The organism is Paenibacillus xylanexedens (assembly GCF_007680605.1).
GTDB classification, from domain to species: Bacteria; Bacillota; Bacilli; order Paenibacillales; family Paenibacillaceae; genus Paenibacillus; species Paenibacillus xylanexedens_B.
In genome coordinates, this window is sequence record NZ_VEIO01000013.1 from 12,842 (window position 1) to 31,577 (window position 18,736).

The following is an 18,736-nucleotide window of genomic DNA, read 5'->3' on the forward strand; positions in this document are numbered from 1 at the left end:
ATTTGACTTTCGACATGAAGGGAGAACGAGAAAGCATGTTATTCGACACACATACTCATCTGGATGCACCACAATTCGACGAAGACCGAGAGGACATGATTCAGCGGGCCGTTGAGGCAGGAGTTACTCGCATGATTAATATTGGCTTTAATCGGGAGACGATTCCAACAACGATGAAACTGGCCGAAACGTATGATTTTATCCACGCAGCTGTAGGCTGGCACCCGGTGGATGCCATTACGATGCAAGAGGGTGATCTCGAATGGATTGCATCATTGTGCAAACATGAGAAAGTGGTAGCAATTGGCGAAATCGGTCTAGACTATCATTGGGACACTTCTCCTAAGGAGGTACAGCACCGCGTATTACGACAACAAATTTCATTGGCACGTGAATTGAGTATGCCCATTGTCATCCATAATCGGGATGCTCATGAGGATATTGTGCGTATCTTGCGTGAGGAGAAGGCTGGTGAGGTTGGAGGTGTGATGCATTCTTTCTCCGGTAGCTGGGAAACGGCGAAAATGTGTCTGGATTTAGGCTTCCATCTGTCCTTTGGAGGACCGATCACGTTCAAAAATGCCAAGCAACCGAAAGAAGTGCTCGCCAAGGTTCCGATGGATCGATTTTTCTTAGAAACGGACTCCCCGTATCTGACACCTCATCCTTATCGTGGAAAACGAAATGAGACAGCGCATGTACGTCTGGTTGCTGAAGCAGCTGCGGAAATTAAAGGCATTTCGGTAGAGGAAATTGCTTCAATTACCACCAAAAATGCCATGGAACGATTTGGGATTCGATAAGAAAACGAGTAAATCGGGTGAAAAAGGGAGATACAGAGAGTTAATTTGCTCTTTGCTTCGAATAATTGCAGAATATTACAATATTTTAACCAAATATTTAGAAAAACGTACTTGATCCACGCTTTACAACATGCATCAAAACAGGATATCATCTTTTCAGTGAATTGTTGCGCGGAAAATTGGACAGATGTTCGGGGGATGAACAAAGGGACACTTTCCGATGAGACAACATTACTTTCATGAATCAATCTCGCTGAGTCTCCGTTAACGGAGAGCGGGGGAACCAATAGGGCTTAAACATCGGTGATTCTAGCCGGTGCGCATCGTTCGCTGACCCAAAAGCAGCGGAATGTTCTGCGAAGCCGTATTTGATTTCTTCTTTGGGTCTCGGGGTGAATTCAAGGGCGTCCGCCATGAGCGGGTGACCTAAGATAGGGCGGCTCTCTTTCGCCCGAACCCGACAGCTAACCTCGCAAGCGGAAAAAGAGAGGCAACCTCGTGCATGAATTTCCGATATTCAAAATCATTCGGAAGCCACGAAAGGGTCTCTTACACTCTTTCTTTGGCTTTTTTTGTTTTGAATAAAAGAAATATTGTCATCATACGGTAGGTATTCAGGAGGATGACATCATGTTGCGAAGAGGGGTTCATGGTGCAGAACCGGTCATTATCTCTGATCTGCGTTCTGTAGAAAAATTGTTATAGTCGCGTCAAAGACATCATGCATTACTTTAGACGGCGAGGCTATGAAGGAGGACGGAGAAGTGGGCATATTCCAACCAGAAGAGACCCATGAGTCACGATCATCCAGTAAGTCTTTCGCGTTGCGGTGGAAGCATGAGAACTTGCGTCAAATGGCATTGATCGCGATATTCTCAATTGCGCTTGCAATCATGATCTTGTTAGTCGTTTACGGTCAGGCCGGGAAGCAGGTTTCACTGGTTATTGACGGCAAAGCTCAAGTGGTAGAGACTCGTACAGGAATGCTTCAGGAAATGCTGGAGGAGCAGTCAATCACAGTCAGCCCTCACGACAAGGTATCCATGCCCATGAACGGGGCGATTACCGACGGAGACCGAATCGTTATTGAGCGGGCCGTTCCAGTTAAAATCACGGCAGACGGAGACACCAAGACTCTTTATACAACCGATTCATCGGTACAGGGTGTAATTCAGCAATCAGGTATTCAAGTTGAAGATCATGATAAAGTGTATCCAGCGCTCGGAACCGCAATTAAAGCGGATATGAAGATTCGTGTAGTGCGTGTAACAAAGCATACAGTGGATGTGAAACAACCGATTGCTTACAAGGTTGTGAAAACGGCAGACCCAAGTTTGTTCCAAGGGGATAACCGTGTTGTAGTGAAAGGCAAGGAAGGCACAATCGTGCAACATATCGAAAAGGTATTTCAAGATGGAGAACTCGTCTCCAAAAAAGTGGTAGGTAAAACGGTTGCCACCAATCGTGTAGATAAAGTGATCGCGGTAGGTACGAAGGCTAAGCCGGTTGTGAAGGAACCTGAGGTTCAATTGGTATCTGCCAAAACTTCGACGACCAAAAAAGCTGTAACAACGAACTCGAAGAAAACATCTGCCTCGGGCAGCAAGGTGATTACGGTCTCCGGAAATTCTTTTAAATACTCTAAAGTTTTGAAAAATGTATCGATGACAGCCTACTCTTCTGAAGAGCCGGGTATTGGTACAAAAACAGCTTCCGGTACTCGTGTAACGGAGGGGCGCACCATTGCAGTTGATCCCAAGGTCATTCCAATTGGCTGGTGGGTATACATTGAGGGCCTCGGCTTCCGTCGTGCGGAAGATACAGGCGGCGCTATTAAAGGCAACAAAATTGACGTTTATTACGACAGTGTGAAGCATGCCCTGAATTTCGGACGTAAAAAAGGCAAAACGGTCTATGTGATTGGTCCAGTTAAGCCGGAAGCAAACTAAAATCGTTTTACTTTGAAATGGGAATGCTATAAAATAGTTGCATGAATGATTCATGCGGAATATGCGGCGGGGGAGTCTGAATTCAGTCTCCTCCGCCGTTTGGCAGAGAAGAGGATATTCCTCTTCTTTTTGCGTTAGAAAGGAAGAAAAGGAACATGATAAAAGAAGTGATTGTTGTGGAGGGCCGTGACGACACGGTAGCGATTCGTCGGGCGGTAGAAGCGGATACGATTGAAACCGGAGGCTCTGCCATTAATCAGCGTATTCTGAAACGAATTGCACTTGCCCAGGAGAGACGCGGCGTCATTATCCTGACGGACCCGGATCATGCGGGAGAACGTATCCGTAAAATTATTGCCAACAAGATTCCAGGTTGCAAACATGCTTTCATTCCAGAGGCAGATGCAACACGTAAAGGAGATATCGGCGTAGAGAACGCTTCACCGGAAGCGATTCGTCATGCACTTGCTCACGTACACACATCTTATGAGGGTGCACCTAGTCTAATCGATTGGGAGGACCTCATTGAAGCAGGATTGATTATACACCCACAAGCAGCCGCACGACGTATGGAGATGGGCAATCTGCTTGGTATCGGGTATTGTAACGGCAAGCAGTTCCATAAACGGCTGAGTGTATTTCAGATTACAAGAGAAGAGTTCTCCACTGCATTAGCGCAAATCGAACGTGAAGGAATGTGAGCATATGAAGGATATGGAGCAAACCATTGAAATAGCAACACCCAAACGTACCAAAGAAATTATTCAAAGGCATGGATTCTCTTTCAAAAAAAGTCTGGGTCAGAACTTCTTGATCGATCAAAATATTTTGAACAAAATCGTAGGCGCGGCTGATTTGGACGAGTCCAAGGGAGCGCTGGAGATTGGTCCGGGTATTGGAGCACTTACAGAGCGTCTTGCGCGTGTAGCTGGCCCTGTTACGGCTGTAGAGATTGATCAGCGCCTGCTACCGATTCTGGGAGAAGTGATGGAGCCCTATCCCAACGTACGTGTTCATCATGGGGATGTGCTCAAGCTGGATCTGGCCGAGCTGTTTGCTACGGATTTTGCTTCAGTCGATAAAGTCAGCGTTGTAGCGAACCTTCCCTATTATGTAACGACGCCGATCATGATGAAGCTGCTGGAAGAAAAGCTGCCAGTGGATAGCATTGTGGTCATGATACAGAAGGAAGTAGCCGAACGCATGGCGGCTGCACCAGGTTCTAAAGATTATGGTAGCCTAAGCATCGCCGTGCAGTATTACAGTATGCCAGAACTGGTCTGTGTGGTGCCGCCTACGGTATTTATCCCACAGCCGAATGTAGAGTCTGCAGTAATTAAGTTGAAGGTGCGTGAGCACCCACCAGTACAGGTTCCGAACGAAGCACACTATTTCGAGGTGGTACAGGCTTCTTTTGCCCAGCGGAGAAAAACAATCTCCAATAATCTCAAAGCTCGTTTCTTCACCAAGGAGAACAGGGAACAGGCAGACCTCCTGTTAGAACAGGCAGGCATTCAACCTTCACGGCGTGGTGAGACATTGAGTCTACAGGAGTATGCAACCCTTAGTACCGTGATGTGGGAGGCCGGGGTTCGCGGCGAGCTTTAATTTCAATGAACCAATCCGGGTCTCTGCCCATACGATGGGGTAGAGGTGATAATGGTGATGAATATCGGAGACTTGGTCGTTCGGAAGTCATACGGCGGCGATGTGACTTTCCGGGTAGAAGGACTCCAGTCGGATGCTGCGGTCATTAAAGGGACCGAGTTCCGGCTCTTGGCAGACTCCCCGGTGAACGATTTGATACAGGTTCCTTATGAACCACAGAACGCTAAGACACGTCAGGCACATATTAAAGCTCATCAGACACTCTCACGCTTGCAGCAGAATCGCATGGAGCAGGCTGAGCGTAACCGGGAAGGTCTGATGCAGGAATGGACTGCACAGCAAGAACCCGCCTATTTTGAAATGCCCGGTAAGGTGCTACATTTGGATGGCGACCCGAATTATCTGAAGAAAAGTATGAACCTGTACGAACAGCTTCGTGTTCCTGCAGAAGGGCAGTATGTACATGAGTCCGCGATGGCTGATACGTTATATCGTCTGCTACCCAAGGTTCGTCCGGATATCGTTGTGATTACCGGTCATGACGGTGTGTTAAAGACACGCCAGCCCTATGACCTCTACAGTCTGGGGAGCTATAAAAATTCACAAAACTTTGTCTCGGCTATTCAGGTTGCAAGGCAATACGAGCGCCATTTGGATGCACTGACGATTATTGCTGGAGCATGTCAGTCCCACTTTGAGGCATTGCTACGTGCGGGTGCGAACTTTGCCAGTTCGCCTGGGCGAATTCTCATCCATGCACTTGATCCGGTCTACGTGGCTGCTAAGGCTTCTTTCACATCTGTTCGTGATACCTTGAACATGAATGATATACTGCATAACACGATTAGCGGCATCCAAGGTGTAGGCGGTGTGGAAACGAAGGGAAGTTACCGGGTAGGATTGCCGGGACTTAATGATCTATCTACGCTAAAAGTGAATCCATCCGCAGTATGATTTATTCATGTGGCAGCACAATAATGAAGTCATGTGAAGTTCACATTGCGATTCGAAAAAGGCCCTGAAAAGGGCTTTTTTATTTTGCAAAAAAATTCATTGACAACGACTTTTTAGTGCTGATATAATATTTAGCTTTGATTTGACAATGACTGTAAAATACAGTATAATGGACAAGAAAAGAGGTGGACGTCCACAATGGCTAAAAATACGCTGTTGGATATCAAACGCAATCTCGATGCACATATTGGTCAGAAAATCACGCTGCGGGCTAATGGTGGCCGCCGTAAGACGATTGAGCGTACGGGTGTATTGGAAGAAACGTACCCTTCTGTTTTTATTGTAAAGCTTGATGAGGAACAAGAAACCTTCAAGCGAGTATCATACAGCTATGCGGATATACTTACGGAGTCTGTGGAAGTCATGGTCTTTGACCCGGGCAGTGAGACTAACTCTTACAACATGGAGACGTAAGCATTGGTTTACGGGCGATTCACCTATAGGTGGATCGCTTTTTTGTATTGCAGGAATGACTACGGAATGCAGGCGGCATACTATGTGGACAGGTCACAGGTCATGGGAAAGCTCCCTACTAAGACGGGGATGTTAAACCAAAACTTGGGGCTTGGGGGTGAACAACCCCGAATTGCAGGACTCATTGTGTCTTGAATAAGATCTGGAGGAGGATGGTTCATGAGTCGGAGAAGAAGAAGTGTCATGTCCGAAGAACTGAAGTATGAACTAGCGAAGGATCTGGGTTTCTATGATACCGTTCAGCAGGAAGGCTGGGGCGGAATTAAGGCCAAGGATGCCGGTAACATGGTGAAACGAGCGATTCAAATGGCTGAGCAAGCAGCGCGTAAATCATAATCAGGTTCATCCAGATTGGAGAGCGGGGCAATTCTCAGGAATCACCCCGCTTTTTCCCCATAGATGTGGAATACAAATGACTTGACAGCCCCATTTTGATATAATATGTTAAGTTGTCTTAGGGAAAAGGTGAGGACGGGTGAACGTCTTGAAAATTTACGAAAAAGCGCCTGCTAAAATTAATTTGATGTTGGATGTCCTACATAAAAGAAGTGATGGATTTCATGAAGTTGAAATGATCATGACGATGGTTGATCTGGCTGATCGACTGGAGATGTCGGAACTTCCTCGAGATACGATTGTCATCTCAAGCCAGGCGGGTTATATTCCGCTGGATGAGAAGAATCTGGCATTTCAGGCGGCAAGACTGATTAAGGAACGTTACAACGTGCGTACAGGGGTCCACATTCATCTGGATAAAAAAATTCCTGTAGCTGCTGGCCTTGCCGGAGGTAGTAGTGATGCGGCCGCAACGTTGCGTGGATTAAACCGTCTATGGCGGCTGAATATACCGGATCAGGAGTTGCAAGAGCTGGGTGCAGAACTGGGCTCGGATGTTCCGTTCTGTATTACAGGCGGCACTGCACTGGCAACAGGGCGGGGGGAGAAGTTAACCCCAATTCCTAACCCCCCTCAATGCTGGGTTATTTTAGCCAAACCTCCAATCAATGTGTCCACGGCAGATGTATATGGACGATTCCGTAGTGACAAGATTGTTCGGCATCCAAGTGCATCCCGAATGGAACAGGCCATTCGAAGTCAATCCTTTACAGAGGTCTGCAATCAGATGGGCAATGTCTTGGAGGATGTTACGCTCAAGCTGTATCCGGAAGTGCAGCATCTCAAGGATGCGATGATTCGTCTTGGAGCAGACGGAGTATTGATGTCTGGCAGTGGACCAACGGTATTCGGACTTGTGTCCAAGGAAGCCAAAGTTGCACGTATTTATAACGGACTTCGGGGGTTCTGTAAAGAGGTCTACGCTGTAAGGTTGTTAACGTAAGTTTACTATTTATAATGTACAAACACGTATAAAGGTGGTATATTTTTAAATAATTATTCGGATTTGGATGTTTCCGTGATCGTGAGGATGGATCTCTGTGAAGAAGTTAAAACGAAGCGCAAGGCTGGTTGAAATGACGCAATACTTATTATCCAGACCACATACGGTGATTCCGCTCACCACATTTGCCGAACGTTATGGTGCTGCCAAATCGTCCATCAGTGAGGACCTGGCTATTATTAAGGAAGTGTTCGAAGAAGGTGGGTCGGGAGAACTGCATACGCTGGCAGGTGCTGCTGGTGGAGTGAAGTGGATTCCGAAAGTATCGGAAGAACATGCTCTTGCTTTTGCTGAGCGGCTGTCTACGCAGCTTGCGCAGCCGGATCGGATTTTACCTGGAGGGTATCTGTATATGTCAGATCTTCTTGGACAGCCGGCCCTGATGAATGAAGCGGGTAAGATCTTTGCAACGGCTTTTGGCGATATGAATATTGATGTAGTCATGACGGTGGAAACCAAAGGCATCCCGCTAGCTTATGCGACTGGAGCCCAGCTTAACCTTCCTGTTGTACTCGTTCGCAGGGACCATCAGGCTACGGAAGGATCGGCCGTAAGTATTAATTATGTATCGGGATCGCACAAAAGTCTGCATACCATGTCCCTATCTCGCCGGGCGATGAAAGAACATTCCCGCGTACTGATCGTGGATGATTTTATGAAAGCCGGGGGTACCGTTCAAGGCATGATTGATTTGCTCGCAGAGTTCAATGCAACGGTGGCGGGAGTTGGCGTGTTGGTGGAATCCGGTTCCGTAGATTCAGAGGAACGTCTGCTGACGGATTATGTATCTCTCGCGAAGCTGACAGCGGTTGATGCCAAGACCAGACACATTTCTGTCTCGCCAGGTAACTATTTTAACCTGTAGAATAATGACGAATTACATGTCGGGAAAGGTTCTTTTCCATCGACCTGGCACTAACGTTGTCGAATTGTGTATTAAATAAAAAAATTCCTGAAATTAGGATATTTTTATGGTCTTGAAAAGAAGGAGTTCGTATAGGCTGTGTGGAATTATACACCAAGTTCTGATGGAAAAAGGTGGTGAACACACACATGCAAATTACGGATGTCAGACTCCGCCGCGTTAACTCGGAAGGGAGAATGAAAGCTATCGCATCCATTACCATCGATAACGAATTCGTCGTTCATGACATTCGTGTCATCGATGGTAACAACGGAATGTTTGTTGCAATGCCGAGCAAGCGGACTCCTGACGGAGAGTTCCGTGATATCGCCCACCCGATCTCTTCTGGTACGCGCGAGAAGATTCAGGCAGCAGTATTAACTGAGTACGATCGTGCAGCTACTGAGGAAGAAGTCATTGAAGAAGGTGCCTGAGAACATTATTGGGGTTCGAAGGAAAAGAGAGCCATGTCTTATGGCTCTCTTTTCTTTTTGACCGGAATAAGATATATTCAGTATTGAGTTTATTCAAAAGAGAACCGGAGCGCGTCCTGCGTTCGGTTGCAGAGCGGCATCTTAGGAATCGTTGGGATTCAGTTAAGCTCGCGGGTACACGGCGTAACATATGAGGTCATGGCATGATCGTGAATCTGTTGTTACGCGTGATTACAGAGACAGCAGGCGATGAACAAGACCGGCTTGAAGCCGGCTGAATGATTCTCATTGGAGATGAATGTGTAAGGTATTCAATGGGATTTTCAGAACAGGAGGTCGTTAATTTTGAAACGCATGGCAATTGTTCTTGCCGCAGGGCAGGGCAAACGAATGAAATCCAAATTGTACAAAGTACTGCATCCCGTATGCGGTAAACCGATGGTTGGACATGTGCTGGATGCAGCACTTCGCGCAGGCGTTGAACGCAGCGTAGTTGTTGTCGGACATGGGGCCGAAGCGGTGCAGTCATTTTTAGGTTCCAGAGCGGAGTACGCACTTCAAGCGGAACAGCTCGGAACAGGGCATGCTGTAAAACAGGTGAAATCCCTGCTCGGCAATGAACATGGGTCAACGATTGTAGTTTGTGGCGACACGCCTCTCGTTACCAGCGAAACGTTGGAAGGTCTGATGAAGCTTCATGAGGAAAGCGGCGCAGCTGCTACAGTTCTCACAGCTGAGCTCGATATACCGAAGGGATATGGACGCGTGATCCGCGGGGAAGATGGTTCTGTACAGCGAATCGTGGAACAAAAGGATTGCACACCGCAGGAAGATGCCGTAAAGGAAATTAATACGGGCACGTACTGCTTTGACAATGCGAAGTTATTCGCCGCACTGGAGAAGGTGACTAACCAGAACGCACAAGGTGAATATTATCTGACAGACGTGGTTGGCATTTTCAAGAGCGAAGGTGAAGTGGTTGAGGCTTATATGTCTGATGATATTGCGGAGTCCATCGGAGTAAACGACAGACTTGCACTTTCGCAGGCTGAAGCTTATATGCGCGAGCGTCTGGCTGTCCGTCATATGTTGAACGGTGTAACCATTATTGATCCGTCATCGACATATATCGGAGCAGATGTTACGATTGGATCAGATACGGTATTGTATCCGGGAACCGTTCTTAAAGGTACTACTTCGATTGGCGAGGCATGTCATATCGGTCCTCATGCAGACATTGAAGACAGCATCATACAAGATGGTGCCGCAATTAAACATTCGGTGCTTTCGAAGGCAGAAGTTGGCCCTGATGCGACCGTAGGTCCTTTTGCCAATCTGCGTCCCGGCACTAAGTTAGGTCGAAACGTAAAAATTGGTGACTTTGTTGAAGTGAAAAATGCTACAATTGATGAAGGATCTAAAGTGTCACATCTCAGTTATATCGGGGATGCACAGGTAGGCAAGAACGTAAATGTTGGATGCGGGGCAATAACGGTCAATTATGATGGATATAATAAGGCTGTAACCAAGATCGAGGATGATGCCTTTGTAGGCAGCAATGTCAATTTGATTGCACCGATTACGGTTGGAAAAGGCGCTTACGTCGTTGCAGGTTCCACCGTGACACAATCCGTTCCTGAGAATGATCTGGCGATTGCTCGTCCACGTCAGGAAAACAAAGCAGGTTACGCGGAAAAAATCCGCGGACGTGCGAAAGCCAAGAAACAAAACGCTAAACCCGAATAAGGGGTTTTGATAGCTAATTGCCTCCCGTTAACCGGGAGGTGCCGACATGTCGCAGACGCTTATAGATTCCAATGAACCAGCACGGAGGGTTTTTATTTTATGACTTATTTTGACTCGAAATTAAAAATATTTACTTGCAATTCTAACCCCAAGCTTGCTCATCAAATTGCTGATTATATCGGGATTCCTATGGGTGAATCTCATACAACCAGCTTTAGTGATGGCGAGATTCAAGTGAAACTCTCCGAGAGTGTTCGTGGTTGCCACGTATATATCGTGCAGTCGACTTGCTTGCCGGTTAATGACAATCTGATGGAAATGCTGGTCATGATTGATGCATTGAAACGTGCATCGGCCAAAACAATCAACGTAGTTATTCCGTATTATGGCTATGCACGCCAAGATCGCAAAGCACGTTCACGTGACCCGATTACAGCCAAGCTGGTTGCCAACCTGATTGAAAAAGCAGGCGCAACACGTGTAATCGCAATGGATCTGCATGCGATGCAGATTCAGGGATTCTTCGACATTCCGGTCGATCATCTGCTGGGCGTGCCGATTCTGGCTCAATATTTCCGCTCGAAACAGATTGAAAACCCGGTTGTGGTGTCGCCTGACCACGGTGGTGTGGTTCGTGCGCGCAAATTGGCTGATTTCCTGAATGCGCCACTTGCGATTATCGACAAACGTCGTCCTGAGCCGAACGTCAGCGAAGTTATGAATATTATCGGTAATATCGAAGGCAAAACAGCGATTCTGATAGATGACATCATTGATACTGCCGGAACAATTGTACTGGGAGCGAATGCTCTGATGGAAGGCGGCGTGAAGGAAGTATATGCATGCTGTACTCACCCGGTATTGTCTGGCCCTGCGATGGAACGTTTGGAAAATGCGCCGCTGAAGGAAGTCATCGTAACGGATACAATTCCGATTACACATGCAAATCCAACAAGCAAGCTTAAAGTGCTTTCTGTAGCACCATTGCTTGGGGAAGCGATCATCCGGGTTCATGAGGAATTGTCAATCAGCAAGCTGTTTGAAATTGAATAGGATGTCTGCATAAAGTAGTAGAGGGGTTACGTCTTCCGGTTGAACGGAAAATGTAACCCCTGTCGGCGTGCCGTTTTTAATGTGATAAAAAACCGCCTGGCGCATTAATATCCCGGGCGGGAAATAAAACGGAAACGGCGTCTGTGAAAGAGTGTATCGGCAATTTCGACAAATTGACTATCAAAACGGGTAATCACACCAATCTCGATATGGGTGTCACGGTCGTACACTTGCACAGGCACGTGATGTTCCAGATGATAAATAAAGTCACTATGTTGAGTCAGTTGTCCGTTATCTTCGCGCAAAACCCGCTCACCTTCCTAGGTGGATAAATGTTCAATACGTACTTTCCTGATATTATATGAAATATAACATTCGAAGTCCATGCTTCACCTAATGGATGCTCGAAGGAGGGAACAAGATGAAGTGGATTGTCGGACTTGGAAATCCAGGTTCAAACTATGCCAAAACCCGGCATAATATCGGTTTTATGGCACTGGATCGATTGGCAGATCGCCATAACATTTCGATTACACAGAACAAGTGTAAAGCACTGATCGGAGAAGGCAACATTGGCGGCGTCAAGACGGTGCTAATCAAACCGATGACCTATATGAACCTTTCGGGTGAATCGGTACGAGCTTACATGGATTTTTATAAAGTGAGTCTGGAAGATCTAATCGTCGTATACGACGATATGGATACAGAAATCGGCAAGGTGCGATTACGTTATCAGGGCAGTGCCGGTGGACATAATGGAATCAAGTCCATCATTCAGCACACAGGTACACAGCAGTTTAATCGGGTTCGTATGGGTATATCAAGGCCTGATCCAGGACATGCCATTGTAGATTACGTACTGTCAACGTTCATGAAGAAAGAAAAAGAAGCGCTGGAGCAGACGATTGAGCAAACATGTGATGCGCTGGAATATAGTTTGACGAATACGTTTGAGCAAACGATGGCGAAATTCAACGGCTGATGCATTCGAGTAAAATGGAAGCTACACTGGAAAAAAGATTAAAGCGACGACTTTGATTCGGACAACCTGGGCATACTGGATGTATAAACCATGTTCAGGAGGCATAATTATGTCAGTGAATTATGTATGTCGGCATTGCCGTACCTTTATAGGCCAGATTGATTCGGCTAAAATTACGGAAGCACAGCTCGGTTTTCATTTCTTGACCCCCGACGAGCGGAGGGATATAATAGCGTATAATTCCGGTGGTGATGTTACCGTTCGAATTACATGCGATTATTGTAAGGAAGCGCTGGAACACAACCCCGAGCTGAGCCTGCTTGCAAATCCGCTCCAGTAGCTATTGCCTGTAGGGATTTAATTCATGCTATTGAATGGATAAATGTTGAAAAATGACAGAGAGGATGACCGCGGTTACAGCGGTTTGTCCTTTTTATAGCCTTGGCAGCCTGCTGAGGCTTCTTTTCAGTTGGAACAGAATCCATGGTGTATTCAACTTTGTAATAGAATTCAGAGTGGTCCTGTAGGAACAGATGTGGAAATGTTTAGAGTAATCCTTTATGATGAAACAGGACAAAAAGGAATAAGTATCCAGTTTTTAAAGATTCCAATGACCGAAGATGCTGCACATCATATGTGCAATATTCTATAATCAAGAAAGTTATAAGAGAGGTGCCCCTTTTGTTACAAGCACTCATACAGGCTTTTTCCAAAGATCCGGACTTTGCGTCCATTACAGCCGGGGTTAAATCCGGCATGAAGGAGCAATTGGTTTCGGGCCTATCCGGTTCGGCTCGTCAGATTATGCTGGCTACGCTACACCAAGAGATGAATCGACCATTGCTCGTCGTGACACATAATATGTTTGCTGCACAAAAAATAGCGGAAGATTTGCAGGAAGCGCTTTCATCAGATCAGGTGTTGATCTATCCTGCGAATGAACTTGTTGCTGCTGAGGCGGCGGTATCTAGTCCGGAAACACTCGCTCAGCGCATAGAAGTATTGGTCCGTTGCGCTCAGGGTTTCAGGGGCATTGTTGTCATTCCTTTTTCAGGGGTAAGACGTTATGTTCCACTGCCGGAAGTCATGGCAAATGCACATATCCAGCTTAAGCAAGGCAGCACGCTTCAACTGGATTCGTTCTTGCTTGAGATGGTAACGCTTGGATATGAACGGGTAGAGCGAGTTGAATCTCGCGGAGAGATGAGTGTACGTGGAGGCATTATCGACTTCTATCCAGTGACTTCATCGATTGCATATCGGGTGGAGTTATTTGACGACGAAATCGATTCCATTCGTACATTTGACCCTGCGGATCAGCGCTCCATTGAACGGATAGAGGAAATTACTGTTTTGCCATGTAAAGAATTAATCGCTGATCGGGAACGTATGGGGAAGGCAGCGGATACGGCGGCCATCTTGCTTGAACAGCAGTTGGAGAAAATGACGGATCGCCAGGCAAAGTTGCGCCTTCGGGAAGAGATGCATCGGGAGATTGAGTTGCTGCGTCAGCATGTCTATTTTTCGGAAATGTACAAATACATCTCCCCGCTTTATCCTGAGAATAAAACGATTTATGACTATATGCCGGAGGATACCATTCTGGTGATGGATGAGCCGGCAAGATTGTCGGAAACCTCGAAACAACTCGATAGAGACGAATCGGAGTGGAACTTGCATCTGATGCAAAATGGCAAAACCTTGCCGGACCTGCCGTTATCGGCAGATGGGGATGATTTGCTCTATGAGCGTCCATTCCAGACTATCTTTATGTCGATCTTTTTGCGTCAGGTTCCGCATACCCAGCCACAGAATATTCTGAACTTTATCAGCCGGGGCATGCAGGATTTCCACGGACAGATGAACGTGCTGAAGGCGGAGATGGAACGCTGGCAGAAGGCGGGCGTGCAGGTGCTGATGCTGGCTAATGGCGAGGAGCGGATGGACCGGATGCGCCGGGTGTTGCAGGATTACGACATCCCTGAGCCAGAGATGCTGAATGGGAACTTGCAAACCGGTTTCGAGATGCCGTCCATTCATTTGGCGGTCATTACGGAAGGCGAGATGTTTTCGCAGAAGCAGCGTAAAGCTCGTAAACCGGTTCGAAACATCGATAATGCCGAGCGGATCAAGTCCTATAGCGAGCTGAAAGTGGGCGATTATGTCGTTCACCAAAATCACGGGATTGGTAAATACCTGGGTATTGGTACGCTTGAAGTTGCCGGTATTCACAAAGACTACATGCACATTCTGTATGCAGGCGGCGACAAATTGTCTGTTCCGATTGAACAGATTGATCTCATTCAGAAATACGTGGGTTCCGAAGAGAAGGAGCCGAAAATATACAAGCTGGGCGGTAACGAGTGGACACGGGTTAAAAATAAGGTTCGTTCATCCGTTCAGGATATCGCCGATGATCTGATCAAGCTGTACGCAGAACGTCAAACATCTAAAGGCTATGGGTTCGACAAGGATTCGGCAGAGCAGCAGGAATTCGAAGACATGTTCCCTTACGACGAGACACGGGATCAGATGCGCGCGATTGAAGAAATCAAAAAAGATATGGAACAAAACCGTCCCATGGATCGTTTATTGTGTGGAGACGTTGGTTACGGGAAAACTGAAGTTGCGATTCGGGCTGCATTTAAAGCTGCAATCGAGGGCAAACAGGTGGCGGTACTGGTTCCGACCACAATTTTGGCTCAGCAACACTATGAAACGTTCCGTGAGCGTTTCTCCGGTTATCCGTTCAATATTCATGTCCTTAGCCGGTTCCGTTCCCGCAAGGAACAGAATGAGACGGCCAAAGGTATCAAAGCCGGTACAATAGACATTGTTATCGGTACGCATCGTTTGCTGTCACAGGATCTGGTATTTAAAGATCTGGGATTGCTTATTGTCGATGAGGAGCAACGTTTTGGTGTAACACACAAGGAGAAGCTCAAGAAGCTCAAAACAAACGTGGACGTGTTGACCCTAACGGCAACCCCGATTCCGCGTACTTTACACATGTCCATGTTGGGTGTACGTGACTTGTCCGTTATTGAGACACCGCCAGAGAACCGTTTCCCGGTTCAGACTTACGTGGTAGAACATAGTCAGGCGCTTGTTCGTGAAGCGATTGAGCGTGAATTGGCGCGTGGTGGTCAGGTATATTATCTCTACAACCGGGTACAAGGCATTCAGGAAATGGCTGCTGAAATCTCGGATCTGGTACCAGAAGCCAAAGTGGGCGTTGGACATGGACAGATGACTGAAACCGAGCTGGAGAAGACGATTCTCGACTTCCTGGACGGAGAGTATGATGTACTCGTGAGCACAAGTATCATTGAAACAGGTGTGGACATTCCAAATGTAAATACACTAATTGTGCATGATGCAGACAAAATGGGACTTTCCCAGCTGTATCAGTTGCGTGGAAGGGTAGGACGGTCTAACCGGATTGCCTATGCGTATTTCACGTACCAGCGGGACAAAGTGCTTACCGAAGTTGCCGAGAAGCGTCTGCAATCGATCAAGGAGTTCACAGAGCTTGGTTCGGGGTTCAAAATCGCGATGCGAGACTTGTCCATCCGCGGGGCCGGTAACTTGCTTGGAGCAGAGCAACATGGCTTTATCGCCTCCGTCGGGTTCGATCTGTACTCACAGATGCTGGCGGAAGAGATCAACAAACGTAAAGTTACCATGCTGGGCGAAGAGCCTGTTCCTTCCGATCAGTGGAATACAACGCTAGATCTCAGTATCGATGCCTACTTGCCATCGGATTATATTTATGACAGTATTCAGAAGATTGAGATCTATAAAAAGGTCGCAGTTATTGCTTCCTTCGACGATGCAATGGAACTGGAGGACGAACTGGTTGACCGCTTCGGTGATTTACCGGAAGCTGTCATTAATCTGATGGCGGTGGCCCGCCTCAAAGTATATGGCAAAATCTACGGTATTGAGTCCATCACGCAGCGTGGAGATGATCTCACGGTCAAGTTTTATGAAGGACGTGAACATGCCTTCGAGCTGTCAAAAATCGCGCACATTGGAAATCAGTTCGAAAGACGTGTACAATTTGAACAAGGACCCCATATGCTGATTCATGTCAAAGGCAAGGGTCTTGGGGATAAGCAACTGATGGAGCTGGTAGAAAAGTTTCTGGAGTCCATGAAGACTGCTTTTAAATCAAAGGGGGAACTAAAAGATGTTAGCAAAGTATAAAAAAGTGGGAAAAGTGCTGTCCGTAAGTTTGGTAGCAGTACTGTCCCTGTCCTTGCTTGCCGCATGTGGCAAGAAGGAAGAAGCAAAAGCACCAGAATCGACAGATAACAGCGCTGTTGTAGCTACGTATGATGGTGGCACAATTACAGCGAATGAATTCGACATGGAACAACGTGTTATGAAATTCCTCTATCCAGAGTATGCACAGATGATGGATATGGATGATTTTAAGGAATACTTGGTGAAGCAAGAGATTGCTTATGAATATTTGAGTGGCAAAGCAAGTGAAGAAGCCAAAACGGCCGGAGCCAAAACAGCATCCGAACAATTCGACAAAATGAAGGCTTCCGTGAAGGAAGAGCAATGGACTGAGATGTTGAAAGCTCAAAATTTAACAGACCAGAATATTAAAGACTACATGACTCGGATCATGACAGTAATCAAAGATAAAGAAACAGGCGTAACCGAAGATGCGATCAAGGCAGAGTTTGAGAAAAACAAGGATCAGTTCACAACCGCTTCTGTACGTCACGTATTGATCGGATTCACGGATTCAAAAACACAGAAAGAACGTAAGAAAGAAGATGCATTGAAGTTAGCGAAAGAAGTAAAAGCGAAACTTGAAGGCGGAACTGATTTTGCTGAAATCGTGAAAAAATATTCAGATGACACTAGGTCTGTACCTGATGGTGGATTGTATAAAGATACACCTGTTTCAACTTGGGTAGAAGCTTTCAAAGAAGCTGCTAAAACACTGCCATTGAATAAAATCAGTGATCCTGTTGAAACAGAGTACGGTTACCACGTTATGAAAGTGGAAGCTCGCACAGAAGCGGACTTCTCCAAGTTGACAGCGGAACAAAAAGAAACATTGAAAAGCCAACTGGCTGCTGCAGAGATCGATACGTTTATGCAAAAAGAGCTGGACAAAATCGTTAAAGAAGTGAAACTTCCTAAGACGGAGAAAAAAGAGGAAGGCACTACTGAAGGTACGACAGGTACTGGTACAGAAGGCACGAAAACAGATGAATCAAAAACCGATTCTAAAGGTACGGATGCGAAAACCGATCAAGGTACAACAGGAACAGACAAAGATGCAAAAACCGAAGAAGGTACAAGCAGTAAATAGTTTGATTTACAGCGATTGTAACATACGTCTCAGGGAAGCCTAAGAAGCGTGCTGAAACGGGTTATACTCACTGTAACATGGACAACCTATAACGAAGCACGGGAGGACCACGGTTCTTTCTGTTGCTTCGTTTTTTTTGTTTACATGGAGCGTAAACGAGTAGAGAGACAATTTTTGTCACTTTATAAAAAAGTTAATTCAGGATATTCCGCAAAGCATGTATAAGGATATGGGAACAGATGAATACTATGGTCAAGAAATCACACTAAACGTTCTGGGACTTTCCTCTACCCATTAAGGAACAGTAGTTGAAAAATCTTCTCGAGAAAGTGGGGCAACATGTAAATGAAAGCTACTGGTATTGTCCGCCGTATAGATGACCTGGGTCGTGTGGTCATTCCTAAAGAAATCCGTCGTACGTTACGTATTCGTGAGGGAGATCCGCTTGAGATTTTTGTGGATCGGGATGGAGAAGTTATTCTTAAGAAATATTCGCCCATTGGCGAACTTGGTGATTTTGCCAAAGAATATGCAGAATCGCTGTATGAGAGTACAGGTCACGTTACGATGATTTCTGACCGCGATACCATTATCACGGTGGCAGGCGGCTCCAAGAAAGAGTATTTGGATAAACAGGTTGGCAGCCTTGTGGAGAGTTGCATGGAAAACCGTAAGACAATTATGGAAGCAACCAATGGTACTTATGAGCTTAGCAAAGATCATGACGAGACGTTATCCTCTTTTGTTATCGCGCCAATTATCTCTGGTGGTGATCCCATCGGAACCGTTATCCTGTTCAACAAGGATGAATCCGTGAAGATGTCTCAGATGGAAACTAAAATGGCTGAGACGGCTGCAGGCTTCCTCGGCAAACAAATGGAACAATAGATAGCAGATGGACTCCTGTGAGCCTGAACCGGGCATACGGGAGTTTTTGCTTTTTGCATATAAGATGAACTATAAGTGTTTACACAAGTACTCCGACGACATCTGATCACAAGTTGATGATCAGAGGATGTTCGTATTGTGTGC

Annotated in this window: 18 protein-coding genes and 1 riboswitch; of the genes, 17 read left to right on the top strand and 1 reads right to left on the bottom strand. The window is 46.3% G+C overall.

Annotated elements, in window-relative coordinates:
• The first annotated feature begins 35 nt into the window (after nt 1–35).
• From FS818_RS26915 to FS818_RS26970, 12 genes are all read left to right on the top strand, one after another.
• The gene (locus FS818_RS26915; RefSeq protein WP_145336370.1) at nt 36–803 is read left to right on the top strand and encodes a TatD family hydrolase; all 768 of its coding nucleotides are present in this window, start codon (nt 36–38) and stop codon (nt 801–803) included.
• A 241-nt stretch (nt 804–1,044) separates the two neighbouring features.
• Nucleotides 1,045–1,298, top strand: a riboswitch (cyclic di-AMP (ydaO/yuaA leader).
• A 269-nt stretch (nt 1,299–1,567) separates the two neighbouring features.
• Nucleotides 1,568–2,752 carry a 3D domain-containing protein gene (locus FS818_RS26920; protein ID WP_090924601.1) on the top strand — a complete coding sequence of 395 codons (1,185 nt, stop codon included), beginning with the start codon at nt 1,568–1,570 and terminating at the stop codon, nt 2,750–2,752.
• 155 nt (nt 2,753–2,907) lie between these two features.
• The gene (gene rnmV / locus FS818_RS26925; RefSeq protein WP_145336372.1) at nt 2,908–3,453 is read left to right on the top strand and encodes a ribonuclease M5; all 546 of its coding nucleotides are present in this window, start codon (nt 2,908–2,910) and stop codon (nt 3,451–3,453) included.
• 4 nt (nt 3,454–3,457) lie between these two features.
• Nucleotides 3,458–4,360, top strand: coding sequence for a 16S rRNA (adenine(1518)-N(6)/adenine(1519)-N(6))-dimethyltransferase RsmA (gene rsmA / locus FS818_RS26930; RefSeq protein WP_397351826.1), 903 nt, complete (start codon nt 3,458–3,460; stop codon nt 4,358–4,360).
• 57 nt (nt 4,361–4,417) lie between these two features.
• Complete coding sequence (gene yabG / locus FS818_RS26935; protein ID WP_145336374.1) at nt 4,418–5,314, top strand: sporulation peptidase YabG; 897 nt, start codon at nt 4,418–4,420, stop codon at nt 5,312–5,314.
• 198 nt (nt 5,315–5,512) lie between these two features.
• Nucleotides 5,513–5,788 (top strand): biofilm formation stimulator Veg, encoded by a 276-nt coding sequence (veg, locus tag FS818_RS26940; RefSeq protein WP_145336376.1) that lies wholly within the window; start codon nt 5,513–5,515, stop codon nt 5,786–5,788.
• 219 nt (nt 5,789–6,007) lie between these two features.
• Nucleotides 6,008–6,184 carry a small, acid-soluble spore protein, alpha/beta type gene (locus FS818_RS26945; protein WP_090924606.1) on the top strand — a complete coding sequence of 59 codons (177 nt, stop codon included), beginning with the start codon at nt 6,008–6,010 and terminating at the stop codon, nt 6,182–6,184.
• 148 nt (nt 6,185–6,332) lie between these two features.
• Nucleotides 6,333–7,187, top strand: a complete 855-nt coding sequence (gene ispE / locus FS818_RS26950; protein WP_145336378.1) for a 4-(cytidine 5'-diphospho)-2-C-methyl-D-erythritol kinase — start codon at nt 6,333–6,335, stop codon at nt 7,185–7,187.
• A 97-nt stretch (nt 7,188–7,284) separates the two neighbouring features.
• Complete coding sequence (purR, locus tag FS818_RS26955) at nt 7,285–8,112, top strand: pur operon repressor (protein WP_145336380.1); 828 nt, start codon at nt 7,285–7,287, stop codon at nt 8,110–8,112.
• Between the two features lie 188 nt (nt 8,113–8,300).
• Entirely contained in the window at nt 8,301–8,585 is a 285-nt protein-coding gene (gene spoVG / locus FS818_RS26960; RefSeq protein ID WP_017691372.1) for a septation regulator SpoVG, read from the top strand.
• Nucleotides 8,586–8,939: 354 nt separating this feature from the next.
• Nucleotides 8,940–10,331, top strand: coding sequence for a bifunctional UDP-N-acetylglucosamine diphosphorylase/glucosamine-1-phosphate N-acetyltransferase GlmU (glmU, locus tag FS818_RS26965; RefSeq protein WP_397351828.1), 1,392 nt, complete (start codon nt 8,940–8,942; stop codon nt 10,329–10,331).
• A 99-nt stretch (nt 10,332–10,430) separates the two neighbouring features.
• Nucleotides 10,431–11,384: a ribose-phosphate diphosphokinase gene (locus FS818_RS26970; protein WP_017691370.1), complete on the top strand. Its 954-nt coding sequence runs from the start codon at nt 10,431–10,433 to the stop codon at nt 11,382–11,384.
• Between the two features lie 104 nt (nt 11,385–11,488).
• Here the strand turns inward: FS818_RS26970 and FS818_RS26975 are convergent, their stop codons facing one another.
• On the bottom strand, nt 11,489–11,689 hold the full coding sequence (locus FS818_RS26975; RefSeq protein WP_090924609.1) for a hypothetical protein: 201 nt from the start codon (nt 11,687–11,689) through the stop codon (nt 11,489–11,491).
• Between the two features lie 116 nt (nt 11,690–11,805).
• Between FS818_RS26975 and pth the strand changes: the two genes are divergently transcribed.
• The 5 genes from pth (at nt 11,806) to spoVT (ending at nt 18,592) form a co-directional block, all read left to right on the top strand.
• The gene (gene pth / locus FS818_RS26980; protein WP_145336384.1) at nt 11,806–12,366 is read left to right on the top strand and encodes an aminoacyl-tRNA hydrolase; all 561 of its coding nucleotides are present in this window, start codon (nt 11,806–11,808) and stop codon (nt 12,364–12,366) included.
• Nucleotides 12,367–12,475: 109 nt separating this feature from the next.
• Entirely contained in the window at nt 12,476–12,706 is a 231-nt protein-coding gene (locus tag FS818_RS26985) for an anti-sigma-F factor Fin (RefSeq protein ID WP_090924611.1), read from the top strand.
• A 341-nt stretch (nt 12,707–13,047) separates the two neighbouring features.
• Nucleotides 13,048–16,575: a transcription-repair coupling factor gene (mfd, locus tag FS818_RS26990; RefSeq protein WP_145336386.1), complete on the top strand. Its 3,528-nt coding sequence runs from the start codon at nt 13,048–13,050 to the stop codon at nt 16,573–16,575.
• Nucleotides 16,559–17,704 (top strand): peptidylprolyl isomerase, encoded by a 1,146-nt coding sequence (locus FS818_RS26995; RefSeq protein ID WP_145336388.1) that lies wholly within the window; start codon nt 16,559–16,561, stop codon nt 17,702–17,704. The genes mfd and FS818_RS26995 overlap by 17 nt, the downstream gene beginning before the upstream one ends.
• Nucleotides 17,705–18,049: 345 nt before the next feature.
• Nucleotides 18,050–18,592, top strand: coding sequence for a stage V sporulation protein T (gene spoVT / locus FS818_RS27000; protein WP_090924614.1), 543 nt, complete (start codon nt 18,050–18,052; stop codon nt 18,590–18,592).
• Nucleotides 18,593–18,736: the final 144 nt, after the last annotated feature.

Excerpts from the sequence above, each read along its gene's own strand:
- FS818_RS26970 (WP_017691370.1), top strand. The coding sequence starts at position 10,431 with ATGACTTATTTTGACTCGAAATTAAAAATATTTACTTGCAATTCTAAC.
- glmU (WP_397351828.1), top strand. The coding sequence starts at position 8,940 with ATGGCAATTGTTCTTGCCGCAGGGCAGGGCAAACGAATGAAATCCAAA.
- FS818_RS26995 (WP_145336388.1), top strand. The coding sequence starts at position 16,559 with ATGTTAGCAAAGTATAAAAAAGTGGGAAAAGTGCTGTCCGTAAGTTTG.
- pth (WP_145336384.1), top strand. The coding sequence starts at position 11,806 with ATGAAGTGGATTGTCGGACTTGGAAATCCAGGTTCAAACTATGCCAAA.
- yabG (WP_145336374.1), top strand. The coding sequence starts at position 4,418 with ATGAATATCGGAGACTTGGTCGTTCGGAAGTCATACGGCGGCGATGTG.
- spoVG (WP_017691372.1), top strand. The coding sequence starts at position 8,301 with ATGCAAATTACGGATGTCAGACTCCGCCGCGTTAACTCGGAAGGGAGA.
- spoVT (WP_090924614.1), top strand. The coding sequence starts at position 18,050 with ATGAAAGCTACTGGTATTGTCCGCCGTATAGATGACCTGGGTCGTGTG.
- FS818_RS26915 (WP_145336370.1), top strand. The coding sequence starts at position 36 with ATGTTATTCGACACACATACTCATCTGGATGCACCACAATTCGACGAA.
- rsmA (WP_397351826.1), top strand. The coding sequence starts at position 3,458 with ATGAAGGATATGGAGCAAACCATTGAAATAGCAACACCCAAACGTACC.
- FS818_RS26945 (WP_090924606.1), top strand. The coding sequence starts at position 6,008 with ATGAGTCGGAGAAGAAGAAGTGTCATGTCCGAAGAACTGAAGTATGAA.
- rnmV (WP_145336372.1), top strand. The coding sequence starts at position 2,908 with ATGATAAAAGAAGTGATTGTTGTGGAGGGCCGTGACGACACGGTAGCG.
- veg (WP_145336376.1), top strand. The coding sequence starts at position 5,513 with ATGGCTAAAAATACGCTGTTGGATATCAAACGCAATCTCGATGCACAT.
- FS818_RS26985 (WP_090924611.1), top strand. The coding sequence starts at position 12,476 with ATGTCAGTGAATTATGTATGTCGGCATTGCCGTACCTTTATAGGCCAG.